This window comes from Caulobacter sp. 73W (genome assembly GCF_041021955.1).
GTDB lineage: Bacteria > Pseudomonadota > Alphaproteobacteria > Caulobacterales > Caulobacteraceae > Caulobacter.
On the sequence record NZ_CP158375.1, the window covers coordinates 3,378,736 to 3,401,021 of the forward strand.

The 22,286-nt window shown below is 68.9% G+C and carries 21 protein-coding genes; 11 read left to right on the forward strand and 10 right to left on the reverse strand.

Annotation, left to right across the window (positions count from 1 at the left end):
* Window positions 1–8: 8 nt before the first annotated feature.
* Genes ABOZ73_RS16095 through ABOZ73_RS16105 form a run of 3 tightly spaced genes read right to left on the reverse strand, consistent with a single transcriptional unit; the run spans window position 9 to window position 1,180 of the window.
* Complete coding sequence (locus tag ABOZ73_RS16095) at window positions 9–425, reverse strand: DUF1801 domain-containing protein (RefSeq protein WP_369059134.1); 417 nt, start codon at window positions 423–425, stop codon at window positions 9–11.
* Window positions 426–440: 15 nt separating this feature from the next.
* Window positions 441–860, reverse strand: a complete 420-nt coding sequence (locus ABOZ73_RS16100) for an SRPBCC domain-containing protein (protein ID WP_369059135.1) — start codon at window positions 858–860, stop codon at window positions 441–443.
* Entirely contained in the window at window positions 857–1,180 is a 324-nt protein-coding gene (locus ABOZ73_RS16105) for an ArsR/SmtB family transcription factor (RefSeq protein ID WP_369059136.1), read from the reverse strand. Before ABOZ73_RS16105 ends, ABOZ73_RS16100 begins: the two co-directional genes overlap by 4 nt.
* Window positions 1,181–1,272: 92 nt before the next feature.
* On the opposite strand from ABOZ73_RS16105, the gene ABOZ73_RS16110 reads away from it, so the two are divergent.
* Both ABOZ73_RS16110 and ABOZ73_RS16115 read left to right on the forward strand, forming a co-directional pair.
* Window positions 1,273–1,668 carry a DUF1801 domain-containing protein gene (locus ABOZ73_RS16110; protein ID WP_369059137.1) on the forward strand — a complete coding sequence of 132 codons (396 nt, stop codon included), beginning with the start codon at window positions 1,273–1,275 and terminating at the stop codon, window positions 1,666–1,668.
* Window positions 1,669–1,754: 86 nt separating this feature from the next.
* Window positions 1,755–3,308, forward strand: a complete 1,554-nt coding sequence (locus tag ABOZ73_RS16115) for a glucan biosynthesis protein (protein ID WP_369059138.1) — start codon at window positions 1,755–1,757, stop codon at window positions 3,306–3,308.
* 31 nt (window positions 3,309–3,339) lie between these two features.
* Here ABOZ73_RS16115 and ABOZ73_RS16120 read toward each other — a convergent pair whose 3' ends face one another.
* Window positions 3,340–5,205: a TonB-dependent siderophore receptor gene (locus tag ABOZ73_RS16120; RefSeq protein WP_369059139.1), complete on the reverse strand. Its 1,866-nt coding sequence runs from the start codon at window positions 5,203–5,205 to the stop codon at window positions 3,340–3,342.
* 182 nt (window positions 5,206–5,387) lie between these two features.
* Between ABOZ73_RS16120 and ABOZ73_RS16125 the strand changes: the two genes are divergently transcribed.
* The 5 genes from ABOZ73_RS16125 to ABOZ73_RS16145 all read left to right on the forward strand — a co-directional run bounded on the left by ABOZ73_RS16125 (window position 5,388) and on the right by ABOZ73_RS16145 (window position 11,198).
* Complete coding sequence (locus tag ABOZ73_RS16125; protein WP_369059140.1) at window positions 5,388–6,308, forward strand: winged helix-turn-helix domain-containing protein; 921 nt, start codon at window positions 5,388–5,390, stop codon at window positions 6,306–6,308.
* Between the two features lie 88 nt (window positions 6,309–6,396).
* On the forward strand, window positions 6,397–7,491 hold the full coding sequence (locus ABOZ73_RS16130) for a hypothetical protein (RefSeq protein WP_369059141.1): 1,095 nt from the start codon (window positions 6,397–6,399) through the stop codon (window positions 7,489–7,491).
* A gap of 77 nt (window positions 7,492–7,568) precedes the next feature.
* Window positions 7,569–9,659: a winged helix-turn-helix domain-containing protein gene (locus tag ABOZ73_RS16135; protein WP_369059142.1), complete on the forward strand. Its 2,091-nt coding sequence runs from the start codon at window positions 7,569–7,571 to the stop codon at window positions 9,657–9,659.
* Between the two features lie 145 nt (window positions 9,660–9,804).
* Window positions 9,805–10,434, forward strand: coding sequence for a urate hydroxylase PuuD (locus tag ABOZ73_RS16140; RefSeq protein WP_369059143.1), 630 nt, complete (start codon window positions 9,805–9,807; stop codon window positions 10,432–10,434).
* A 65-nt stretch (window positions 10,435–10,499) separates the two neighbouring features.
* Complete coding sequence (locus ABOZ73_RS16145) at window positions 10,500–11,198, forward strand: squalene/phytoene synthase family protein (RefSeq protein ID WP_369059144.1); 699 nt, start codon at window positions 10,500–10,502, stop codon at window positions 11,196–11,198.
* A gap of 27 nt (window positions 11,199–11,225) precedes the next feature.
* Here ABOZ73_RS16145 and trmFO read toward each other — a convergent pair whose 3' ends face one another.
* Window positions 11,226–12,635, reverse strand: coding sequence for a methylenetetrahydrofolate--tRNA-(uracil(54)-C(5))-methyltransferase (FADH(2)-oxidizing) TrmFO (trmFO, locus tag ABOZ73_RS16150; protein ID WP_369059145.1), 1,410 nt, complete (start codon window positions 12,633–12,635; stop codon window positions 11,226–11,228).
* Window positions 12,636–12,746: 111 nt separating this feature from the next.
* On the opposite strand from trmFO, the gene ABOZ73_RS16155 reads away from it, so the two are divergent.
* Both ABOZ73_RS16155 and ABOZ73_RS16160 read left to right on the forward strand, forming a co-directional pair.
* Window positions 12,747–13,565, forward strand: a complete 819-nt coding sequence (locus ABOZ73_RS16155) for a hypothetical protein (RefSeq protein WP_369059146.1) — start codon at window positions 12,747–12,749, stop codon at window positions 13,563–13,565.
* A complete protein-coding gene (locus ABOZ73_RS16160) occupies window positions 13,565–14,476 on the forward strand; it encodes a hypothetical protein (RefSeq protein WP_369059147.1) in 912 nt (303 codons plus the stop codon). The genes ABOZ73_RS16155 and ABOZ73_RS16160 overlap by 1 nt, the downstream gene beginning before the upstream one ends.
* On the opposite strand, the gene ABOZ73_RS16165 is transcribed toward ABOZ73_RS16160, so the two are convergent.
* Complete coding sequence (locus ABOZ73_RS16165; RefSeq protein ID WP_369059148.1) at window positions 14,473–15,084, reverse strand: glutathione S-transferase family protein; 612 nt, start codon at window positions 15,082–15,084, stop codon at window positions 14,473–14,475. The two genes, ABOZ73_RS16160 and ABOZ73_RS16165, sit on opposite strands and share 4 nt — an antisense overlap.
* Window positions 15,085–15,223: 139 nt before the next feature.
* Here ABOZ73_RS16165 and ABOZ73_RS16170 point away from each other — a divergent pair, with 139 nt between their 5' ends.
* Window positions 15,224–16,117, forward strand: a complete 894-nt coding sequence (locus ABOZ73_RS16170; protein WP_369059149.1) for a hypothetical protein — start codon at window positions 15,224–15,226, stop codon at window positions 16,115–16,117.
* Between the two features lie 83 nt (window positions 16,118–16,200).
* On the opposite strand, the gene uvrA is transcribed toward ABOZ73_RS16170, so the two are convergent.
* On the reverse strand, window positions 16,201–19,104 hold the full coding sequence (gene uvrA, locus ABOZ73_RS16175; RefSeq protein WP_369059150.1) for an excinuclease ABC subunit UvrA: 2,904 nt from the start codon (window positions 19,102–19,104) through the stop codon (window positions 16,201–16,203).
* A gap of 165 nt (window positions 19,105–19,269) precedes the next feature.
* A complete protein-coding gene (locus ABOZ73_RS16180; RefSeq protein ID WP_369059151.1) occupies window positions 19,270–19,737 on the reverse strand; it encodes a DUF1203 domain-containing protein in 468 nt (155 codons plus the stop codon).
* Window positions 19,738–19,920: 183 nt separating this feature from the next.
* On the opposite strand from ABOZ73_RS16180, the gene ABOZ73_RS16185 reads away from it, so the two are divergent.
* On the forward strand, window positions 19,921–21,498 hold the full coding sequence (locus ABOZ73_RS16185) for an ABC-F family ATP-binding cassette domain-containing protein (protein ID WP_369059152.1): 1,578 nt from the start codon (window positions 19,921–19,923) through the stop codon (window positions 21,496–21,498).
* Window positions 21,499–21,502: 4 nt separating this feature from the next.
* Here ABOZ73_RS16185 and ABOZ73_RS16190 read toward each other — a convergent pair whose 3' ends face one another.
* Together ABOZ73_RS16190 and ABOZ73_RS16195 are read right to left on the reverse strand one after the other, a co-directional pair.
* Window positions 21,503–21,946 carry a flagellar basal body protein gene (locus tag ABOZ73_RS16190; protein WP_369059153.1) on the reverse strand — a complete coding sequence of 148 codons (444 nt, stop codon included), beginning with the start codon at window positions 21,944–21,946 and terminating at the stop codon, window positions 21,503–21,505.
* Window positions 21,943–22,278 carry a rod-binding protein gene (locus tag ABOZ73_RS16195; RefSeq protein WP_369059154.1) on the reverse strand — a complete coding sequence of 112 codons (336 nt, stop codon included), beginning with the start codon at window positions 22,276–22,278 and terminating at the stop codon, window positions 21,943–21,945. Before ABOZ73_RS16195 ends, ABOZ73_RS16190 begins: the two co-directional genes overlap by 4 nt.
* Window positions 22,279–22,286: the final 8 nt, after the last annotated feature.

Here is a 22,286-nt window from a genome sequence, read left to right on the forward strand (position 1 = left end):
CCGGCCTCTCACATCTTTTCGCCCGGCAGTGCCGCCGCCTGTTTCACCCAGTCGATGAGCCGGGCTTCGTCCAGCGGCTCTCCCTCGCGGATGTGGAGATAGCGGACGCGGTCCTGCTTGGACGGCTCGGGCGGGACAGGTTCGAGGGACGCGCCGTTGAAGAAGGCGATCTTGATGTACTTGGCGAAGACGTGGACGCCCAGGAACCAGCCTTTGCCCTCGATCCCGTAGAGGGGCGAGTTCCATTTGACCGCCTTGGTCACGCCCGGGACAGCCTGTTCGATCAAGGCGTCGAGGCGGCGGCCCGCCTCGCTTTTCCAACCGGGCATGGCGGCGATATAGGCCTGGACGGGCGCGTCGCCGTAGCCCTTGGCGATCTGGGGATTGCCGCCGGAGAGGCGCTTGGGCTCGGGCTTTTCGGTCATGGCGTGTCTCCTTGATCAGTCCGGGCGGCCAGCGACCCGTTCGAGCTTTTCGAGGAAGCTCTTCCAGCCGTGATGGGCGCCGCCGAACGCCTGCTTCTGATCGGGGCGGAAGCCGCTCTGCTCCACCCGTAGGTGCGTGCCGGCTTCGGTGGGAGTGAGGGTGAAGGTCACGACGCTACGCAGGTCGTAAGCGGGATCCTCGTGCTCGAAGTTCCAGGTGTAGGCCAAGGTGTGGTGAGGCTGGACCTCGAGCACCTCGCAGTCGAGCACGCCGCCCCATTCGCCGCGCAGGTTGAAGCGGTGGCCGACGCTGGGCGCGAAGTCGTTCTGCATCAACCACGCCTCGATCAGGTGCGGCTGGGTAAGGGCGCGCCAGAGCTTCTCCGGCGGGAAGGGGAAGTCGCGCTCGATGGCGACAGTGCGGGTGTCGGTCATTGATCCATCCTCTTGAGCAAATCCTCGAGCTTGTCGAAGCGCGCCTCCCAGAAGCCGGTCATTCGGCCCGTCCACTCGACGAGGGGGGCCAGAGCTCCGGGCTGGGCGCTGTAGTGGGTCTGGCGGCCCTCCTGCCGGTCGCGGACCAGGCCGGCCTGCTTGAGGTGGGCCAGGTGCTTTGAGACGGCCGGCTGGGAGACGCCCGCTTGGGCCGTGAGCGCGCCGACGGTCTGTTCGCCGTCCCGGCACAGCCGCTCGAAAAGCGCGCGGCGGGTCGGGTCGGCCAGGGTCCGGAAAAGATCTTCAGGCGTCGGCGTCATATTCATAACTCGTCGGCTATTGATCGTTTCATAACCGTGAGGTTATGTTTTGGTCAAGCGGCGATCGCGACCGCGCTTTGGGAGCAGGACCGATGAAGAAGAGGACCCCCGGCGACGACCGGCCCGCCTCGCAGCTGATCGACCAGAAGATCGCCAGTCTGGGCGACTGGCGCGGCGAGGTCATGGCCCGCGTCCGCGTCCTAATCCATGAGGCGATCCCCGACGCGATCGAAGAATGGAAGTGGGCCGTGCCGGTGTGGGAGAGCGACGGCATCGTGTGCACGGGCGAGACCTACAAGGCGGCGGTGAAGCTGACCTTCGCCAAGGGCGCGGCGGTGGCCGATCCCGCCGGGCTGTTCAATTCCAGCCTGGAGGGAAACACCCGGCGCGCCATCGACATCCGCCAGGGCGAGGCCCTCGATGAGGCCGCGTTCAAGGCGCTGATCTACGCCGCCGCACAGGTGAACCGGGCGGCGAAGACGGGCTGAGCCACCCGGCGCGGCCACCGCCCGCGACATCAATCGTCACATTCCCGCCCTTGACCTTCGGGGCGGCGCACGGCTTGTGAAGGGCGATGGCAGTCGATGATCTCCGCTCGGGCGCGCCGCGCCGCGACGTCTTCACCGGCCTGGCGGCGCTCGCCGGCCTGATGCTCGCCCCCAGCTTCGCCAAGGCGCAGGCCGCCGCGCCGGCTCAGCCGTTCTCGCAGGACTGGCTGCGCGCACAGGCCAGGGCGCTGGCTGGCGCGCCGTACAAGGCGCCGCCGGCGGGCAAGTCCCAGCTGGAGGGGCTGACCTACGACCAGTACCGGATGATCCGGTTCAACAAGGCGCGGCAGCTGTGGGGCAAGGAGGCCCTGCCGTTCCGGGCCGAGTTCTTCCCGCCGGCCTTCATGTATCCGCGCCCCGTCGCCCTGTTCGAGGTCGCGGGCGGACAGGCGCGGCCGATCGCCTACGAGGCGGACTTCTTCACCTTCCCCGACGGGCACAAGGCCTCGGGCGAGAACATGGGCGGGTTCTCGGGCCTGCGCCTGCTATGGCCGATCAACCGGCCGGACATCCTGGACGAGATCGGGGTGTTCCAGGGCGCGAGCTATTTCCGCAGCCTGGGCAAGGGCAACTTCTACGGCGCCTCGGCGCGGGGCCTGGCGATCGGGACCGGCGAGCCCAACGAGGAGTTCCCCGTCTTCGACGCCTTCTGGATCGAGCGGCCCGCGGCGGAGCAGGACCATGTGGTCGTCCACGCCCTGATGAACAGCCCGAGCGTGGCGGGGGCCTACAGCTTCCGCATCACGCCGGGACAGAACACGGTCTATGAGGTCGACGCGGCGCTCTATCCGCGCAAGACCATCGAAAAAGGCGGCGTGGCCGCCATGAGCAGCATGTACCTGTTCGGTCTGGCCGACAGGCCGGACGATCACGACTTCCGCACCTCGGTCCACGACAGCGACGGCCTGGCCATGTGGACCGGTCGGGGCGAGCGGATCTGGCGGCCCCTGGCCAACCCGAAGTCCCTTCGCTTGAGCTCGTTCGAGGACGAGAGCCCGCGCGGGTTCGGCCTGTCGCAGCGCGAGCGCGAGCTGGAGGCCTATGGCGACCTGGAAGCCCGATACGAGAAGCGGCCGGGCATCTGGGTCGAGCCCCTGGACGACTGGGGCCCTGGCCGTGTCCACCTGGTGGAGATCGCCACCCGCAAGGAGACCGACGACAACATCGCCATCTTCTGGCGGCCGATCACGCCGTGGAAGGCGGGCCAGGAAGTGAAGCTGCGCTATCGCCTGCACTTTGGCGACGAGCCCTATCCCAGCCCGCTGGCGCGTGTGCGCCGCACGCGGGCCGGGGACATCATCCAGGAAGGCGCCCAGGGCGGCGCCGAGGCGCGGATGTTCACCATCGACTTCGAGGGCGTCGCCCCCGACGCCAAGGGGCTCTACGAGGACGTCGAGGTCGAGATGGAGATCCGGGGCGGCGAGCTGATCTGGCGCGCCGTCGGACCCTATCCGGCGCCAAACGCCGCCCGCGCCGCCTTCGGCTTCAAGCCCACGTCTCGCGAGGTGGAGTTGATGCTGCGCCTGAAGCGGGGCGGGCAGCCGGTGTCGGAGACCTGGCGCCATCGCTGGAGCGCGTGAGGCGGCAGCGGCCTGATCGACATCGCCATGGTCAAAGGGTGACGGTCAGGCTGGCGCGCCAGGTCCGCGGACCCTGCTTCCAGATGTATTGCGCCGGGTCGCCCCACCAGCCGCGATCGTCCAGCACGTTCACGACCGCGACGCGGAACACCGCAGGGTTTTCCTGCAGCTTGAACCGGTAGCGGGCGCCGAGCAGGAGCTGGACGTTGGCGGGGGCTTCGAAGTCGGCGGCGGCGGTGACCTTGCGCGCGCTCCACCAACCCAGGTTGGCGTCCACCGACCAGCCGGGGGCGAAAGGCAGGGCCTGCTCGATATTGGCGTTCAGCGCCTTGTCCGAGAGGCCCACCGCTTTGGAGCCGATCACGCCGGCGTCCACCAGCTCGCCGCTGATCTGCGGGTCCATCCACATGCCGCCGATGACGACGTTGGCGCCGGGGCGGATTTCGCCGGCCAGCGACGCCTCGACCCCGCGATGGCGCACCTGCCCGACCAGGGTGAAGACGCCGTCGGCGCGCAGGCCGGTGGTGGGTTTGCTGGTGTCGAAGGCGGCGGTGATCAAGGTCAGGTCGGGGGTGAGCGCGTAGCGCAGGCCCAGCTCGAATTGTTCGGCCTGGACGGGCGGCAGGACCTCGTCGCGATTGACGGCGTTCTTGGGCGCGGTGCCCGTTTCCTCCAGACCGGTGACCCAGCTGCCGAACAGGGTGGCGCGGTCCGACAGCGCCCAGGTGGCCGAGGCGTTGTGGAACCAGCGCGACTGCACGCCTTCGCTGCTCGTGCCGTCGAGCTGTCGGAAGCTCTTCTCGTAACGGGTGCGGTGCAGGCCGGCGCGCAGGGTCAGGGGACCCCAGATGAGGGCGTAGTTCAAGCTGCCGGTGACCTGGTCCACCCGGTCCAGGCCACGCCGGCCGTCATCGACCAGGACCGGCTCGGGCGCTTCCGGCGCGCGGCGATAGTCGAAGGCGCCGAGCGGGATGCGCTGGGCGGCGGCGAGTTCCGTCTCGCTGATGCGGCCGCGGGCGGCGATGCCGATGCGGTGGGTCAGTTCGCCTGTCCGCAAGACGCGAGAGGCGCGCACCTCGGCGGAGTCGGACCGCCTGGAGCGTGACGGCGTCGACCAGGTGGTGGCGGTTCCCTGGCCCTGCCGGTCGACGGCCAGGACGGTGAAGTCAGTACGTTCCGGGTCGTAGGTGGACCGGAAGGCGGAGGCGTCGATCGTCCATCCCTTCACCCGGGCGTCGACAAGGACCCCGAGGTTTGTCTGGTCGTAGACGGCGGTGCTCCAGCTAGGCGCGTGCTGCATCAGGGGCGCGGCCTTGGGCGGCAGGCCGTCCTCGGTGGTCATGAAGGCGGCGTCGCCGTTGTAGTCGCGCGTGGAGTAGCTAACGAAGGCGCGGGCGCGCATGACGTCGTCGGGGCGCCACTGGGCCAGGGCGCCATAGTCGTAGGCCTCGCCCGCGCCGCCGCCGTTCCACTGGGTGTCCGGCCGTAGCAGGGCGCCGCCGACGACGCCGAAGCGGCCGTCCTTGCTGACGAGGGCGCCGTTCAGGTCGGTGAAGGGCGTGTCGTAGTCGCGCATGCCGGCGCTGACCGTCAGGCTGTTCTCGGTTCCGACCTCGCGCAGGCGGTAGTTCACGACCCCCGAGGGGGAGGTGAAGTCGAGGCGCGCCGCGCCGACGCCCACCTGCACGCCAACGCCCTGGATGATCGAGTTGGTCAGGAACGACTCGCGCGCGAAGTAGGCGCCGTCGATCCGGTAGGCGCCGCTGTCGCCGACATCGAAGCCGCGGACCTGGCCTTCGTCGTAGAGGCCGATCTGTTCGATCCCCTGGCGTTCGCCAAAGGCGTCTTCGGCGGCCTGGGCGGCGTTGTTGTCCTGGGCGAGGGCGATAGGGGCCATGGCGCAGGCGCCAAGGAGCGCCGCGGCGAAGGAAAACGGACGGGATATCGTGCGGGGGGGCGTGCGGGACATGGGGGGAGTGCTCGCGGTTCGATGAACGGGGCTGTTCAGAGACCTGCGTTTGTCAGACACTCGCCGCGGGGACCCGGGGCGGGCGCTGATGATTTCCTGATGTTTGGGCGATGAACGAACTCATCTCGCCGTTCCGAAGGCTGGGACGGATCACCTTGGCGGTGGAACCGCCCTTCCGACTTGGCGTGTTCGAGGTGCGGCCCGCCGCGCTCGAAATCTCCGGCCCGCAAGGCGAGGAGATGCTGGAGCCGCGCGTGATGCAGGTGCTGGTCGCCCTGGCGCGGGCGCACGGCGAGCCGGTCGGGCGCGATGAGATGGTCGAGCTTTGCTGGGACGGCCGGATCGTGTCGGAAGACGCGCTGAACCGCTGCGTCGCGCGGTTGCGAAAGGCGCTGTCCGCCGACCCGCGCGTGGCGCTCGAGACCATTCCCAAGATCGGCTACCGCCTGAAGGTGCGCGAGGGCGCCGCGCCCGAGCCGCCGTCTGACAGCGGCAGGCCGCAAGTCATTTCCGCCAAACGCAGCCCGTCGAAGCGCGCCTTGCTGATCGGCGCGACCATTCTTGTCTTCGCCGCGGCCGCGGCGACGAGCTGGTTTCTCACCCGTCCTGGCCCGGCGCGCACGGCGCAGGGCTTTCGCCCCCTGACCAGCGAGCCGGGGATCGAGAGCTATCCCGCCCTGTCGCCGACAGGCGACGTTCTGGCCTATGCGGCGGCGTCGCGGACGCATGCGCGGCGCGACCTTTACATGCGGGCGACACGGGACGGGGAGCCGGTGCGGCTGACCGACAACCCTCTGGATGACTACGCTCCAGCGTGGTCCTGGCGGGGGGATCGCATCGCCTTCGTCCGCAGCGATGGGCGCGGCCAGTGCCAGATCCTGGTCATGAGCGTGCCCGGCGGCGCCGAGCGGGTCGTGGGACGCTGCGTCGGCGATTCCTACACCCGCGTCTCGTGGGTGGACGAGAAGACCCTGGTCTATTCCGACCGCCCGTCGGCCGGGCCGCGCCGGATCATCGAGTCTGAACCTTGACACAGGCGCCGCCAAGGCTCTCACCAATCCCTCGGCGGATCTGATCGGGGACAGCGATCCGCTGCTGTCGCCGGACTGCCGGCTGTTGGTGTTCAGGCGCAGCACGGCGGCGGGGATCGACGACCTGTTCGTGCGCGACATGCGCACCGGTCGCGAGCGTCAGCTGACCAACGACGGCTGGAAGGCCCACGGCTTCGCCTGGACGCACGACAACCGCTACGTGGTGTTCGGCTCCAACCGAGGCGGGGACTTCGGCCTGTGGTCGGTGGACGTGCGCCGCCCCGCGCCGCCGCGCCGGGTCAGCGTCGGCCTGCTGGGCCTGGGGCGGCTATCGTCGGACGACCAGGATCGGCTGGCGGTCGAGATGAACAGCGACCGCATGAACCTGGAAAAGGTCGGGGCTGACGGCGCCCTGACCCGGCTGACCGCCAATACGGGGGTGGAGTGGGACCCGACGGTGACGTCGGACGGGGCGACGGCCTTCGTCTCCGACCGCAGCGGGGCGTCGGAGCTTTGGGTGACGACGCCGGGCGGGCGGGCCGCGCGGCTGACCTCGCTGGGCGCCAGCTATGTTCATGGGCCGCAATGGTCGCGGGATGGACGCCGCATCGCCTTTGTCGCGGCGATCCAGCGCAAGGTGGATATCCACGAGATCGGCCGTGACGGATCGGGCCTGCGCGCTCTGACCCAGGACGGCCGGGACAAGGCGTCGCCCGTCTGGGGGCGCGACGGCGCGCTGCGCTATGTGGAGCGGTCGGCGAACGGCTGGCGGCTGATGCGCCTGGGCGCGGACGGCAAGGCGCGGCCCGTGCCGGGCGGGGAGGGCTGGCGTCTGGTGCGCACCGACCCGGAGGGGCGGCTCTACGGGATGCGGTCAGGCGACACGCGGCTGTGGACCTTGCCTGACGGCGGCGGCGCGGCGCGTGAGGCGGTTCCCGGTCTGCGGCTGGAGGACGACGCCTGGGCGGTGGGACGTGCGGGGGTGAAGTTCGTCCGTGAGCGCCTGAGCGAGCGTTCGTCGCTCTGGCTGGCCCCTTGGTCGGGCGCGCCGAGACAGCTCGCGGCGCTTCCGGGCATGTCGTGGATGACGAGTCTGGCCGTCGATCCGCGCGACGAGAGCGTGGTCTATGGCCGGGTGATCGAAGACGAGACCGACATCGGTCTGTTGGAGTTGTCGCGTTAGGTCACATCGCAACGTTCTATGCAGTAATTACTAGTTACGGTATCATTTGCCCTTAAACCCGGGGTGGGGCGTTCTCTTTGAACCAATATTCCACGATAGAGCCGCGTTTCGGCCGCATCGTGCTCGCCCAGGAGCGTCCGTTCGACCTTTCCGCCATCAATGTGCGGCCTGCTTCGTTGCAGTTGGTCGGTCCCGGCGGCTCCTGGCAGGTGGAGCACAAGGTGATGCAGCTGCTCGTCGTGCTGGCCAAGGCCGGCGGCGGGGCGGTCGGTCGTGAAGAGATCATCGATATCTGCTGGGAAGGCCGCGTCATTTCCGAGGACGCGCTGAACCGCTGCGTCAGCCGCCTTCGCAAGGCGCTGCAGCCGGACCCGCGCGTGACCGTCGAGGCCGTGCCGAAGGTCGGCTACCGGCTGCGGGTCCTGGAAGCGGGGACGGAAACCGCCGCCGCCAAGACTGCCGCCGGCCGACAGAGCGGGATGCTGCGCTGGCTGTCGGCGGTGATGGTGCTCGCAACCTGCATGGCCGGCGGGCTCGCTTGGTTTTTGCGGCCGGCGCCGTCGGTGACGGCGGTCAAGTCGCTGCAGATCCTGACCGGTGAGGACCTGGCGACGATCCGTCCCGCGCTGTCGCCGGATGGCTCGGCCGTCGTCTATTCGGCGGGGGCCGAGACGCTTGACCTCTACATGCGCTCGACCCGCGACGGTGGGCCGGTGCGCCTGACCGGCACCGCCGACATGGACGAGTATTCGCCGGCCTGGTCGCCCAAGGGCGATCGCCTGGCCTATGTGGTCAGCCATTCGTCCATGGACCGGCCGGATTCGGAGCTGCGCTGTCGGATCATGGTGATGAGCGTTCCTGCCGGGCACCCGCGCGAGGTGGGACGCTGCGTGACCGACGCGGGCACCGGCCTGTCATGGTTGGACGAGAAGACCCTGGTCTATGCTGACCGCGCCGTGCCGCGCACCCCGCGCCGAATCCGGACGATGGACATCGAGACCGGAGCGACCCGCGACCTGTCGCAACCCACCGAGGGCCTGGCCGACCAGGACCCTTTCGTCTCGCCCGACGGCCGCAAGGTGCTGTTCCGCCGGATCCGCAGCGTCGGCGTTGACGAAATGATGGTCCACGAGGTGCGAAGCGGTCGCGAGTGGCCGTTGGTGAACGATGGCGACGCCATCCACGGCATGAGCTGGACCAACGATGGTCGGCAGGTGGTGTTCAGCTCCAACCGCGGCGGCGACCAGGGTCTGTGGGTGGTGGATGCGCAAAGCGGCGCCGAGCCCCGCCGTCTCAGTGTGGGCCTGATGGCCTTTGGCCGCATGTCGGCGGACGACAACGACCACATCGCCGTCGAAATCCACAACCAGCGCGCCCGCATCGAGGTCGCCCGGGCCTCGGGTTCCGAGCCCGTCGATCCGGCCGAGGGCATGGACGCCGACCCTGACGTGGCGCGGGACGGGGCGACGGCCTTCATCTCCAGCCGCAGCGGCTCGCCGGAGCTGTGGTTCGCCGCTCCGGGCGGAAGGGCCGTGCGCCTGACGCGCCGGGAGGGCGGCGCCATGTACCAGCCGCGCTGGTCGCCGGACGGATGGCGCATCGCCTTCATCGCCGTGGAGCGCGGGGCGGCGGATGTCTACGAGATCGGCCGCGACGGGTCGGGCCTGCGACGGCTGACCAACAACGGAACGTCCAAGCATTCCCCGGTCTGGGGCAGCGACGGGATCATCCGCTATGTCCACACCAGCGCCGAAGGTTCGCGCGTCATGCGCATCGAGGCCGATGGTTCGGTGCGGCCGGAGCCCGGAGCGGGCGACTGGCAGGTGCTGCGCGTCGGACCCGACGGGCGGCTCTACGGCTGGGGCACGGCTGATCGGCGCCTGTGGGTGATGACGCCCGGCGTGGGCAAGCGCGAGGCGATTCCCGGCTTCAAGATGCAGGATCCGTACTGGGTCATCGGCCGCAGCGGCGTCTATTTCCTGGCCAATGCCGGACGCCAGGCGGGCCTGCGGCACAAGCCTTGGAACGGGCCGGAGCGGGAGCTGAGCCGCCTGTCCGACGTGTCCTGGACCTCGGACGTCTCCATCGATCCGCGCGATGAAAGCCTCGTCTACGCCAACAGCGGCGGGGAAGTGCGCGACGTCGCCCTGGTGTCCCTGGCCCGCTAGTCCGTTCACGCTTCCGCGCGCTCGCCTTGCGGGCCCCGCGAAGCAGCCTATACCTGAGCGTCAAGCTGGGCCTTGGGCGTGGCGGCTGGAGACGGGGGGCCGGTTCCAGCGGACGTCGCGTCCTGGAGCTGATGAGGGAGAAAACATGGCTGGGCTGCTTTCGAATTTCCGCAACACCGTGATCCTGAGCTTCGTGCTCGCCCTGGTGATGGTCGCCGGTTACGGCGCGCATGCGCCGGGCGGGTGGGACGCCATCTTCTGGCAGGCGGTGTTCCGCTGGCTGCACGTGTTCTTCGGCATCCTGTGGATCGGGCTGCTGTACTATTTCAACTTCGTCCAGATCCGGGTGATGCCGAACATCCCGGCCGAGCTGAAGCCGGCCGTGTCCAAGCACATCGCGCCCGAAGCGCTGTTCTGGTTCCGCTGGGCGGCGCTGCTGACGGTCGTCATGGGCCTCGGCATCGCGATGTCGCGCGGCATGGGCTACCTGACCGAGACCCTGACGCTGGGCTTCTCCGGCGGTTACGTCACGGGCCCGGGCGGCGACGCCTCCTACTCGATGATCGGCACCGGCATGTGGCTGGCGATCATCATGTTCCTGAACGTGTGGGTGTTCATCTGGCCGAACCAGAAGATCGCCCTGGGCATCGTCGAAGCCGGCGCGGACGCCAAGGCCAAGGCCGCGCGCACCGCCATGCTGTTCAGCCGCACCAACATGCTGCTGTCGATCCCGATGCTGGTCACCATGACCATGAACCAGACGCTCTTCGGCTAAGCGCCGGCGTGCAAATCGTGTAGGGAAGGGCCCGCTCGCACCGAGCGGGCCTTTTTCTTTGAGCGATGACCGACCAGACGCCGCCTCTCGACGACCTCGACGCCACCATCCGCCGCGTGGACCCGGACCGCTGGCTGTCGACCCGGTTCATCGCCGACGAGACGGCGCGGGCGGCGGTGATCGCGCTCTACGCCTACAACTATGAACTGGCCCGGGTGGCGGGCGGCGTGCGCGACGCCCTGATGGGCGAGATCCGCCTGACTTGGTGGCGCGAGGCGATGGAAGAGCTGCTGGCCGGCAAGACCCCCCGCCGCCATCCGGTGGTCGAGGCTGTCGCCAAGGCCCGCATCCCCTATGGCCCGCTGGTGGACATGGCGCAGGCCCGTCTGGCCGACCTCGACCCGCCGCCGGAGAACCGCGACCAGGGCCTGGCCTATATCGACGCCACAGCGGGGGCGGTGATGATGCTGGCGGCCATCCGCCTGGACCCGGACGCCGACCCCCATGCCGTCAAGGGCGCGGCGCGGGCGTTCGGGATCTCGGGGCTGCATCGGCTGGGGCGATTGTGGCCCGAGTCCGACGCCGTGACGGAAGCCAAGGCCGCCCTGACCGACGCCCGCCGTCAGTTGAAGAACCTGCCGGTCGGCGCGTTCCCCGCCGCCGCCTACGCCGTCCTGGCGCTGCCCTACGCCAAGGGCCGCACGCCGACGGACTTCGAGAAGCGGGCTCGCGTGACCCTCGCGGTGATGACCGGGCGGGTGTGAGGAACTGCCCGCTCTCGAAGCACGCACCTAAGCCAGCCAGGCGTCCAGGTCCTGCAGAGCCCGGATGCTCATCAGGCGCTTTTTGGCGCGGCCGCGTTCCTTGACCGGGACCTTCTTGCCGTCGCCATCGACCTTGGGCGCCTCCATCGGAGGCAGCAGGCCGTAGTTGATGTTCATCGGCTGGAAGGAGCCCGAGCCGCCCTCCAGATGCCCGCCGGTGATGTGGGCGATCAGGGCGCCCAGCGCGGTGGTCGGCGGCGGGGCGGACAGGGGCTTGCCCAGCGCCTGGGCGGCGGCGAAGCGGCCGGCCAGCAGGCCGACGGCGGCGCTTTCCACGTAGCCCTCGACCCCGGTGACCTGGCCGGCGAAGCGCAGGTGCGGCTGGGCCTTAAGGCGCAGCTGGTCGTCCAGCAGGCGCGGGCTGTTGATGAAGGTGTTGCGGTGCAGGCCGCCGAGACGGGCGAACTGGGCGTTCTCCAGGCCCGGGATCATGCGGAAGACGTCGGCCTGGACGCCGTGCTTCAGCTTGGTCTGGAAGCCGACCATGTTCCACAGGGTGCCCAGGGCGTTGTCCTGGCGCAGCTGGACGATGGCGTAGGCCTTGACCGTCGGGTTGTGGGCGTTGGTCAGGCCGACCGGCTTCATGGGGCCGTGGCGCAGGGTCTCGCGGCCGCGCTCGGCCATCACCTCGATGGGCAGGCAGCCGTCGAAATAGGGGACGTTCTCCCAGTCCTTGAACTCGGCTTTGGGGCCGTTCAGCAGGGCGTCGATGAACGCCTCGTACTGGTCCTTGTCCATGGGGCAGTTGATGTAGGCGGCCGCGTCGCCGCCGGGGCCTTCCTTGTCGTAGCGCGACTGACGCCACGCCTTGGACATGTCGACGCTTTCCAGATGCACGATCGGCGCGATGGCGTCGAAGAAGGACAGCTGGCCCTCGCCGGTGGCGTCGAGGATCGCCTGGGCCAGGGCGGGGGAGGTGAGGGGGCCGGTGGCGACCACCACGTTCTCCCACTCGGCCGGCGGCAGGCCGGCGATCTCCTCGCGCACGACGGTGACCAGGGGATGGTCGGTCAGGCGCTTGGTCACCGCATCGGAGAAGCCGTCGCGGTCCACGGCCAGGGCGCCGCCGGCCGGCACCTGGTGGGCGTCGCCGCAGCCCATGATGATCGAATCGCAGCGACGCATCTCGGCGTGCAGCAGGCCGACGGCGTTGAATTCCCAGTCGTCCGAACGGAACGAGTTGGAGCACACCAGCTCGGCGAGGCCGTCGGTCTGGTGAGCATCCGTGGTAATCTTTTCCGGCGCCGCTTCGCTGCTTGAGCGCAGGGCCCCACGCATCTCGTGGAGGACGACAGGAACGCCGGCCTGGGCGATCTGCCAGGCGGCTTCGGAGCCGGCGAGGCCGCCGCCGACGACATGGATGGGCTTGGAGGTCATGGCGCGCTCTTTAAGCCCAAGGGAGCCGCGACGAAAGCACCCTCGCTATCGGCAGGGCGACACGCTAAGGCAGGAGGACTGGCCAAGGCTTGGCTATAGAAGGATCTGCCCATGGCGCCCGTGCGCCTGAACATTGGTGAAGCCGTCGGTGAGGCGGTCCGTTTCTGGAGCCGCTCCTGGCGTAACGCGGCCGGCGCGCTCGGCCTGGCCGCCCTGGCGCTCATTGTCTATTCGGTGACCACGACGCCGCTGCTCATGGGCGCGGCCTATGGGATCTATGTGGTCGCCACCCTGATGGCGCAGGGCGCGCTGTTCCGCGTGGCCTTCGCCGATCGGCTGGGTATGCCGCCGGCGCCCAAGGCCGCGCCGCTGGCCGGCCTGCAATGGGGACCGATGGAGGGGCGCCTCGCCGTGACCCTGATCCTCATGGCCATCCTCTTCGCCATCGTCGTGGCGGTAGGCGTCATCCTGCTGGCGGCGATCATCGTCGGTTTCGCCTCGCGTGGCGGCAAGGCTGATTTCGGCTCGCCGGAATCCATAGTGCAGGCCATGGGCCCCGGCGGCAGCTTCGCTATGACCATGGTGCTGATCATCGCCGCGTTCCTGTTCGTATGGATGACCATCCGCCTCAGCCTGGCCCTGCCGGCCACGGCGGCGGAGGGCAAGGTGCGCCTGATCAGCACCTGGGACCTGACCAAGGGCAACGCCTTGCGCATCTTCGTCGCCTATATGGTGATCAGCGCGCCTGTGCTGCTGGTCACGGTGGTCGCCGCCCTGATCGCCGAAGGGCGTCCGGATCCAGCGTCCAGCCGTATCTGGCTCAACGCCGCCGGCAGCGCGGTGGCGGTGGTCTTCTATCTGCCGATCACGGTGGGCCTCGTATCGTTCATCTACCGCCGCCTGGCGCCTAACCCCGGAGCCGCCGCCTGATGTCGAAGTTCTCGTCCTCCGACGCGGCTTTCGAAGGCTTCCGCCTGGCGCGGCATCATCCGCGCGCGGTGCTGATCTGGGCGGGGGCGTCGTTCCTGACGACCATCGCGGTGGGCCTGCTGACGGCGCTGCTGTTCAGCGGCTCGCTGGCGCGGGCCGGCGGCGACGTCGATCCGGCCAATGCGACCCTGACGCTGGAGCTCGTGCGGGACGCCCTGATCAGTCTGCTGCTTGGGCTTGCGGTCATCTCGATCTATCTCAATGGCGTCTATCGCGCGGTCCTGCGAAGCGATGACTTCCATGAAGATCGCTGGGGCTATCTGCGTGTCGGGCGCGAGGAGTTGCGCACGGCCTGCGCGGTGGTGGTGTACGGCGTGCTGTATGTCGCCCTGACCTTCGTCGTCAGCCTCGCCGCGGGGCTGCTGGCGGTGATCGGCGCCCTGATCGGCGCGCCGCAGACGCTGATCTATGTGCTTGTAGGCGCGGCGGTGGTGACCGTGTTCCTGGTCTGTTGGGTCCGCCTGACCTTCGTGCTGCCCATGACCTTCGACAAGGGGAAGCTGAGCTTCCGGGACAGCTGGCGGCTTTCCAAGGGCTGGTTCTGGCCGCTGCTGGGAATGAACGTGCTGACCTTCGCCCTGACGGCGGTGGTGATCCTGACGATCTTCATTGTGTCCATGGCGGTGGCGGCCATCGTCGCGGGCGGCAACCTGCGTGAGATGCTGCAAAGCTTCAACGCCGACACGCCGACCCTGGCCAGCTACCTGAACCCGCTGACCCTGACCTATCTTCTGCTGAGCGCCTCGATCGGGGCGCTGCAGAACGCGCTGCTCTATGGCCCCGCCGCCCATGCCTATCGGGTGATCTCGGCGGTGACCGCCGAGCGCGAGGCGGCGAAGGCCGAAGCCTAGGCCGCCGCGCTGGGCCGGGCCGAGGCCCGCGCCCGCCACGCGGCCAGGTTGGTCAGCCCCTCCGGCGGCTCCAGTCCGATGAAGGCTGCGAAGTCCACCGTGGTCAGGGCGACGATGTCGGCCATGGAATAGGCCTCGCCCGCGATCCAGGCCTTGCCGTCCAGCTCGCGGTCCAGCCACCTCAGCGCCCGCTCCACCAGCGGCCGGTTGGACTCGCCGAAGGTGGTGTTCTGCTCCAGAAGATGCGCCGTGAACGGATGGGCGTGGCGCCAGAACATGCCGGTGGGGATCAGCAGCTGGAACTCCACCCGGCGGATCCACATGTCGATCTGCGCCTGCTCCAGCGCGGTGCGGCCGAACAGAGGCGGCTCCGGGTGCAGGCTTTCCAGATAGCGGCAGATGGAGACGCTTTCGGACAGCATGGTCCCGTCGTCCAGTTCCAGCGTGGGCAACTGGCCCAGGCTGTTACGCGCCCTGTGCTCGGGCGACTTGTGCTCGCCCTTGCGCATGTCGACCCGGATCTGGGGCAGGTCGACGCCCTTCTCCGCCGCGAACATGCGGACCCGGCGCGGGTTCGGGGCGGGGTTGTTCTCACCATAAAACTTCATCGGACAGGCCTCCCGCACGACCGCTCTGACGGCGGTTCAAACGGATGTTAGAGGCGCGAGGCCGTGGACCGCAAGGCTTCGCCTTGACCGCCCGCGCCTGCCTTGTGACTGTCCCGTCAGGCTGACAAGGAGCATGCAGGTGGCGCGGTTCTCGACTTCGGACGCGGCTGTGAAGGCTTTCGAAGTGATGGGTCGGCGGCCAAAGCCGATTATCGCCTGGGCCGTGTTCTACGCCGCGTTCAGCATCCTCATCGCGGCGCTCAACGCCCAAATCGCCGGGCCCGTCATGCTGGCGATGGAGACTAAGCAGGCCGCGCCTATGGAAATCTTCAGGCTGTTTCCCTGGTTCGCGGTTTGCGCGGTGCTGTTTTTCGCCGTCTGGACCATCGGCTACACCGCCATGATCCGGGCCGTGCTGACGCCGGAGGACGACCGGGCCTTCTATCTGCGCCTTGGTGGCCAGGAGTTGAGACAGGCGGGTGTGCTGCTGGCCTTCACTCTGATGCTGCTTGGCGTCTATTTGCTGTTGTTCATGGCCCTGCTGGCCGTGGGCTTCGGCGGCACCGTGGGCGGGCGTCCGTCCGCCTGGAGCCTCGCCGTCATCGTCGTGCTGGTCCTGGCGACCGTGAGCGCCATGGTTTTCGTCGGCGTTCGGTTGTCGCTCGCCATGCCGATCACCTTCGCCCGCGGTAAGGTGGAGCTGTTCGACTCCTGGAGCATGAGCAAGGACCGGTTCTGGCCGATGCTTGGGGCATATCTGCTGGCCGCGGTCGCGGCGACCTTGATCTACATCGTCGTCATGGTGCTGACGGTGCTGATCGCCTTCTTCGCCGGCGGCGGGTTCGGTGGTCTCGTAGCCATGTTCAGCACGATGCCGGTCGGCGCGGCGGAGGTCCTCCGGCCATTGCCCCTGACCCTGGAGATCGTCACTGCGCTGACGACCACGGTGACCAGCTTCATCACCGTCGCTCCGGCGGCGGACATCTATCGGCAGCTGACGGAGGTGGCGGCGGAAAGGCCGGTCACGGACTAAGTGGCCGAGGTTGAGAGCCGGCTACGCCAGCCGCCCAAATGTATCGGCGATTGGCGCAGGAACAGACCATATGAGCCGAAGCCCTAGGCCCGTTTGGACTTCAGGGCCTTCACGCGGGCGAGGCGGCGTTCCTCGTGCTTGGCCAGGACGTCCTTGAGGTAGCGGCCGGTCCAGCTGGCCTCGACCGAGGCGACCTTTTCAGGGGAGCCGACGGCCACGACCTCGCCGCCGCCGTCGCCGCCTTCGGGACCGAAGTCCAGCAGCCAGTCGGCGGTCTTGATGACGTCGAGGTTGTGCTCGATCACCACGACGGTGTTGCCCTGGTCGGCCAGTTCGTGGAGCACTTCGAGCAGCTTCTTTGTGTCCTCGAAGTGCAGGCCGGTGGTGGGTTCGTCGAGGATGTAAAGGGTGCGGCCGGTGGCGCGGCGCGACAGCTCCTTGGACAGCTTCACGCGCTGGGCCTCGCCCCCGGACAGGGTCGTCGCCTGCTGTCCGACCTTGATGTAGCTGAGGCCGACGCGCTTCAGCGTCTCCATCTTGTCGCGGATCGGCGGCACGGCCTTGAAGAAGTCGGCGGCCTCCTCGACGGTCATGTCGAGGATGTCGGCGATGGTCTTGCCCTTGAACAGGACCTCGAGCGTCTCGCGGTTGTAGCGCTGGCCCTTGCAGACGTCGCAGGTGACATAGACGTCAGGCAGGAAGTGCATCTCGATCTTGATGACGCCGTCGCCCTGGCAGGCCTCGCAGCGGCCGCCCTTGACGTTGAAGCTGAAGCGGCCTGGACCGTAGCCGCGGGCCTTGGATTCCGGCAACTGGGCGAACCAGTCGCGGATCGGGCCGAAGGCGCCGGTATAGGTGGCCGGGTTCGAGCGCGGGGTGCGGCCGATCGGGCTCTGGTCGATGTCGATGACCTTGTCGAAGTTCTCCAGGCCTTCGATCCGCTCGTGCGGGGCGGGGGCGTCGCTGGCGTTGTTCAGGCGGCGCGCGGCGGCCTTGTACAGGGTCTCGATGGTGAAGGTGGACTTGCCGCCGCCGGACACGCCGGTGATGCAGGTGAAGGTGCCCACCGGGATCTCGGCGGTGACGCTCTTGAGGTTGTTGCCGGTGGCGCCGATGACTTTCAGCCGCTTCTTGCCGATAGGGCGGCGGTCCTGTGGCACCTCGATCTCGCGTTCGCCCGTCAGGTACTGGCCGGTGACGCTTTTGGGGTTGGCCATGATGTCGGCCGGCTTGCCTTGGGCGACGATCTCGCCGCCGTGGACACCGGCGGCCGGGCCCATGTCGATAACATAGTCGGCGGTGAGGATGGCTTCCTCGTCGTGCTCGACCACCAGCACCGAATTGCCCAGGTCACGCAGTCCCTGGAGACTGGTCAGCAGGCGGGTGTTGTCGCGCTGGTGCAGGCCGATGGACGGCTCGTCCAGCACGTAGAGCACGCCGGTCAGGCCCGAGCCGATCTGGCTAGCCAGGCGGATGCGCTGGCTCTCGCCGCCGGACAGGGTGCCCGAGCCGCGCGACAGGTTGAGGTAGTCCAAGCCGACGTCCACCAGGAAGCGCAGGCGGTCGTTGATCTCCTTCAGGATCCGCCGGGCGATCTCCATGTTCTTGTCGGAGAGCTGGCCTTCCAGGCTGGCGAACCAGTCGCGCGCCGGGCGGATGGCGAGGCCGGAGACTTCCGAGATGTTCTTGCCGACGATCTTCACCGCCAGGGCCTCGGGTTTCAGGCGGGCCCCGCCGCAAGCCTCGCACGGGGTGTCGGATTGATAGCGGCCCAGCTCCTCGCGCACCCAGGAGCTGTCGGTCTCGCGCCAGCGGCGCTCCAGGTTCGGCAGCACGCCTTCGAAGGGTTTGACCACCTCGTATTTGCGGGCGTTGTCGTCATAGACGAACTTGATCTTGTCCCCACCCGAGCCTTGCAGGACCACGTCCTTGGCCTTGGCCGGCAGCTTGTGCCACGGGTCGTCCATCGAGAACTTGTAGTGTTTGGATAGGGCCTGCAGCGTCTGGGTGTAAAGCGGAGAGGGACCGCGCGACCACGGGGCGACTGCGCCCTTGTGCAGGGACTTGTCCTTATCAGGCACGACGAGGTCGGCGTCGAAGGCCAGCTTGGCGCCCAGGCCGTCGCAGACCGGGCAGGCCCCCGCCGGATTGTTGAACGAGAACAGGCGCGGCTCGATCTCGGCGATGGTGAAGCCGCTGACGGGACAGGCGAAGCGTTCGGAGAACAGCAGGCGCTGCGGCTCGCTCTCGCCTTCCTTGGCCTCGGCCCACTCGGCCACGGCGATGCCGTCGGCCAGGCGCAGGGCGGTCTCGATGGAGTCGGCGTAGCGGCTTTCCAGTCCCGGCTTGGTGACAAGGCGGTCCACGACGATGTCGATGTCGTGCTTGAACTTCTTGTCGAGGGCCGGGGCGTCCTCGATCGGATAGAACTGGCCGTCGATCTTCAGGCGCTGGAAGCCGGCCTTCTGCCACTCGGCGATTTCCTTGCGGTATTCGCCCTTGCGGTCGCGGACCACGGGGGCCAGCAGATACAGGCGCTCGCCGTCGGGCAGGGCGGTCAGGCGATCGACCATCTGGCTCACGGTCTGGCTCTCGATCGGCAGGCCGGTGGCCGGCGAATAGGGCACGCCCACCCGCGCCCACAGCAGGCGCATGTAGTCGTGGATCTCTGTCACCGTGCCGACGGTGGAGCGGGGATTCTTGGAGGTGGTCTTCTGCTCGATGGAGATGGCCGGGGACAGCCCCTCGATCAGGTCCACGTCCGGCTTGCTCATCAGCTCAAGGAATTGGCGAGCGTAGGCCGACAGGCTTTCGACATAGCGGCGCTGACCCTCGGCGTAGATGGTGTCGAAGGCCAGCGAGCTCTTGCCCGAGCCGGACAGGCCGGTGAGCACGACCAGCTCCCCACGGGGGATGTCGACGCTGACGTCTTTCAGGTTGTGCTCACGCGCGCCGCGCACGCGGATGAAGTTCAGTTGCTCAGCCATGGGTCCCGGAACGCAATGGCCGCAGGGGAGGCTGCGGCGCGACAGCGATATGTAGTGCTCAGGCGGCTGATTAATACAAGAACAAGGTGAGAACAAATGCCGCACTGCTGACAGGGAGTGTCAGCAGTGGTGTCAGCAGAGTGGCTGGAGCGGCCCAGGCAGGGCTCACCCCCGCTCGATCCGCGCCGCGTAGCAGCCCCGGCGGGCGTTGTGGACCTGCAGGAACGCCACCTGGGGATCGGCGAAGAAGCGGGCGACGAGCGATTCCAGCTCCGTGCCCTCCGCCACCTCGGCGTCGCGCATCATGCCGGCGGCGTCGAAGGCGCGGACCGACAGCAGGCGGACACGCAGTTGCTCGGGGATTTCGTTCTCGAACCGGGCGGCGGGGCGGTCGGCCTCCCGCACGAAGATGGCGTGGCGGCCGCGATAGGGCGTGTCGGCGTCGAGATACTCGTGGTTCAGCAGCAGGAGCGTCTCGCCCGGCTCGGCGTCTTCCAGGCTGACGCGGCAGGGAAAGCCGGGCTTCTTGTCCGCCGTCATGCGGATGACGCCCGCCTTGGCGAGAGCGGCGTCGGACCGGCCGAACAGGGCGCGGAAGGGATCTGGCGACAGGCCGGTGACGACGTAGGACATGGAGGCTCCGTTGATTGAAGCCTGTGTCGTCCATGCCGCGCGACGGGGCGACCCGATCCTTGCGATTTGCCTGCCGCCCGGGTCGCGCCTATATTGAGCGCCTGTCCAGCAAGGGGGCCTCGGCCATGATCAGCACCGGAAACGACCGCACCGTCCTTTCCCTCATGCTGTCTCAAGGTCGCCATGCCCGCCTTTCTTACTCTGGACTCCGTCGCCGCCCGCACGCCTGACGGCCGGCCGCTTTTCGAGAACCTGACCCTGGCCTTCGGGCCGGGACGCACCGGACTTGTCGGCCGCAACGGCGTCGGCAAGACGACCCTGCTGCGCCTGATCGCGGGGGAGGCGACCGCCGCCGCCGGTTCGGTCGGCGTCAATGGACGCATCGGCGTGCTGCGCCAGGCCCTGGCCCCGGCGCCTGACGTCACGGTCGCCGACCTGCTGGGCGTGGCCGACGATCTGGCGCGTCTGGCCCGTATCGAGGTGGGAGCGGGCGACGAGGCCGACTTCTCCGATGCCGACTGGACGCTTCCGGCGCGGCTGGACCAGGCGTTGGCGGAGGTCGGGCTGGCGGGGATCGACCCGGCGCGGCCGGCGGCCTCGCTCAGCGGCGGGCAGGCGACCCGCGCCGCCCTGGCCAGGCTGCTGGTCGAGGCGCCGGACCTGATCCTGCTGGACGAGCCCACCAACAACCTGGACGCGGAGGGGCGCGAACTTGTGGTCCAGGTCCTGCGCGGCTGGCGCGGCGGTGCCCTGGTGGTCAGTCATGATCGCGGCCTGCTGCGCGAGATGGACCGCATCGTCGAGCTGTCGAGCCTGGGCGCGCGGGTCTATGGCGGGAACTACGACCTCTATGCCGAGCGCAAGGCCGAGGAACAGGCCGCCGCCGAGCGCGACTTGGCCGCCGCCGAACGGGACAGCGACCGCGTGGCGCGCGAGGCGCAGGCGGCGCGGGAAAGGCAGGCCCGCCGCGACAGCGCCGGCAAGCGCTTCGCCGCCAAGGGCGGGACGCCCAAGATCGTCCTCGGCATGATGGCCGAGCGGGCCGAGAACAGCGGCGCGCGCGGCGAGGTCCTGGCCGAACGCCAGCGCGAGGCGGCGGCCGAGCGGCTGGACGCGGCGCGGGAGCGTGTGGAGCAGGCGCGCGAACTTGGCTTCACCCTGCCGTCCACCGGCCTGCCGCCCGGGCGGACGGTTCTGGCGCTGGAGGATGTGTCGTTCGGCTATGACGATGCGCCGCTCCTGGGCGGCGTGTCGCTGCGCATCACCGGGCCGGAGCGGGTGGCGATCACCGGGCCGAACGGCCGGGGCAAGACGACCCTGTTGAAGCTGGCTGCGGGGCTGATCGAGCCGACGGCCGGCCTCGTGACGCGGGGAGGCTCAGCGGCTTTGCTGGATCAGCGCACGGCGCTGTTGGCCGACGACGAGTTGATCCTGCAGAACTTCCAGCGGCTCAATCCCGGCGCCAGCCTGAACGACGCCCACGCGGCCTTGGCGCGCTTCCTGTTCCGCAACACCGCGGCGCACCAGGTCGCGGGCTGGCTGAGCGGCGGGGAGCGCCTGCGGGCGGGGCTGGCCTGCGTCCTGGCGCAGCCTGAGCCGCCGCAACTGCTGATCCTGGACGAGCCGACCAACCACCTGGACCTCACCAGCATCGCCGCCATCGAGACGGCGCTGTCCGCCTATGACGGCGCCATGCTGATCGTCAGTCACGACCCCGATTTCCTCGAGGCCGTGGGCGTGGAGCGGACGGTGGAGTTGTGAGGGCCTAAGCCCGCCGGTTCAGGGCGATGGCGACGCCGGCGTCGGCGGGGGCGTTGCGTTCGCCGCTGGAGCCGTAGCCGCCGACCGCGCCGCGCTGGGCCGCGACTTCGGCGGCGATGGCCTGGACCAGACCCTCGGTGACGGTCTTGGCGGCCTCCAGGGCGCGACCGTGGCGGGCGAGGACGGAGTCGAACGCCTCGGTGGCGCGCAGCAGGCGCTGGCGCAGGGGCGGCGGGGCGCCGTTGAGGACCGAGGGATCGCGCTTCAGCCGCGCGGACTCGTGCCGGTAGATATTGGCCAGCTTGGCCAACTCCTCGATCGTGTCGGCGGCGTCGTGCGGGCGGCGGGTCTCGAAGGCCATGGCCTGCTGCGCCAGCAGCTCGGTCAGGCGCTCGGTCAGGTTCACCAGCGCTTCGGCGCGGACGACGACGTCAGGGTTTGCGGTCATTGGGCCGGGGTCTCCTTGACGGGTTGGTCGGTCAGGCCTTGCAGCTTCAGCATCTCGCGCTCGACATCGGCCGCCAGGCCCACGCCGCCGCTGCGGGCCATCTGCTTGCCCATGGCCTCCAGCAAGAAGCCGCGGAACATCTGCTCGCCGTGGCCGCCGCTGAACTCGCCTTCGCCCAGGCCCTCGAACATCGGGGCCATCATCTGGGTCAGGAACGAGGCCTCGAAGGCCTGGGCCGTTTCCTTGATCTGGCCGCGCTTGGCCAGTTCGGCGGCGGTGGCCGGGGTGCGGGCGGCCCCCGCGAGGGCGGCGTCGATGGCGGAAAGGTTCATGCTGCTCA

What these genes read in the sequence shown, in the direction of transcription:
- ABOZ73_RS16095 (WP_369059134.1), bottom strand. Translation starts at nt 425, where the DNA reads ATGACCGAAAAGCCCGAGCCCAAGCGCCTCTCCGGCGGCAATCCCCAG.
- ABOZ73_RS16100 (WP_369059135.1), bottom strand. Translation starts at nt 860, where the DNA reads ATGACCGACACCCGCACTGTCGCCATCGAGCGCGACTTCCCCTTCCCG.
- ABOZ73_RS16105 (WP_369059136.1), bottom strand. Translation starts at nt 1,180, where the DNA reads ATGACGCCGACGCCTGAAGATCTTTTCCGGACCCTGGCCGACCCGACC.
- ABOZ73_RS16110 (WP_369059137.1), top strand. Translation starts at nt 1,273, where the DNA reads ATGAAGAAGAGGACCCCCGGCGACGACCGGCCCGCCTCGCAGCTGATC.
- ABOZ73_RS16115 (WP_369059138.1), top strand. Translation starts at nt 1,755, where the DNA reads ATGGCAGTCGATGATCTCCGCTCGGGCGCGCCGCGCCGCGACGTCTTC.
- ABOZ73_RS16120 (WP_369059139.1), bottom strand. Translation starts at nt 5,205, where the DNA reads ATGGCCCCTATCGCCCTCGCCCAGGACAACAACGCCGCCCAGGCCGCC.
- ABOZ73_RS16125 (WP_369059140.1), top strand. Translation starts at nt 5,388, where the DNA reads ATGAACGAACTCATCTCGCCGTTCCGAAGGCTGGGACGGATCACCTTG.
- ABOZ73_RS16140 (WP_369059143.1), top strand. Translation starts at nt 9,805, where the DNA reads ATGGCTGGGCTGCTTTCGAATTTCCGCAACACCGTGATCCTGAGCTTC.
- ABOZ73_RS16145 (WP_369059144.1), top strand. Translation starts at nt 10,500, where the DNA reads ATGACCGACCAGACGCCGCCTCTCGACGACCTCGACGCCACCATCCGC.
- trmFO (WP_369059145.1), bottom strand. Translation starts at nt 12,635, where the DNA reads ATGACCTCCAAGCCCATCCATGTCGTCGGCGGCGGCCTCGCCGGCTCC.
- ABOZ73_RS16155 (WP_369059146.1), top strand. Translation starts at nt 12,747, where the DNA reads ATGGCGCCCGTGCGCCTGAACATTGGTGAAGCCGTCGGTGAGGCGGTC.
- ABOZ73_RS16160 (WP_369059147.1), top strand. Translation starts at nt 13,565, where the DNA reads ATGTCGAAGTTCTCGTCCTCCGACGCGGCTTTCGAAGGCTTCCGCCTG.
- ABOZ73_RS16165 (WP_369059148.1), bottom strand. Translation starts at nt 15,084, where the DNA reads ATGAAGTTTTATGGTGAGAACAACCCCGCCCCGAACCCGCGCCGGGTC.
- uvrA (WP_369059150.1), bottom strand. Translation starts at nt 19,104, where the DNA reads ATGGCTGAGCAACTGAACTTCATCCGCGTGCGCGGCGCGCGTGAGCAC.
- ABOZ73_RS16180 (WP_369059151.1), bottom strand. Translation starts at nt 19,737, where the DNA reads ATGTCCTACGTCGTCACCGGCCTGTCGCCAGATCCCTTCCGCGCCCTG.
- ABOZ73_RS16185 (WP_369059152.1), top strand. Translation starts at nt 19,921, where the DNA reads ATGCCCGCCTTTCTTACTCTGGACTCCGTCGCCGCCCGCACGCCTGAC.
- ABOZ73_RS16190 (WP_369059153.1), bottom strand. Translation starts at nt 21,946, where the DNA reads ATGACCGCAAACCCTGACGTCGTCGTCCGCGCCGAAGCGCTGGTGAAC.
- ABOZ73_RS16195 (WP_369059154.1), bottom strand. Translation starts at nt 22,278, where the DNA reads ATGAACCTTTCCGCCATCGACGCCGCCCTCGCGGGGGCCGCCCGCACC.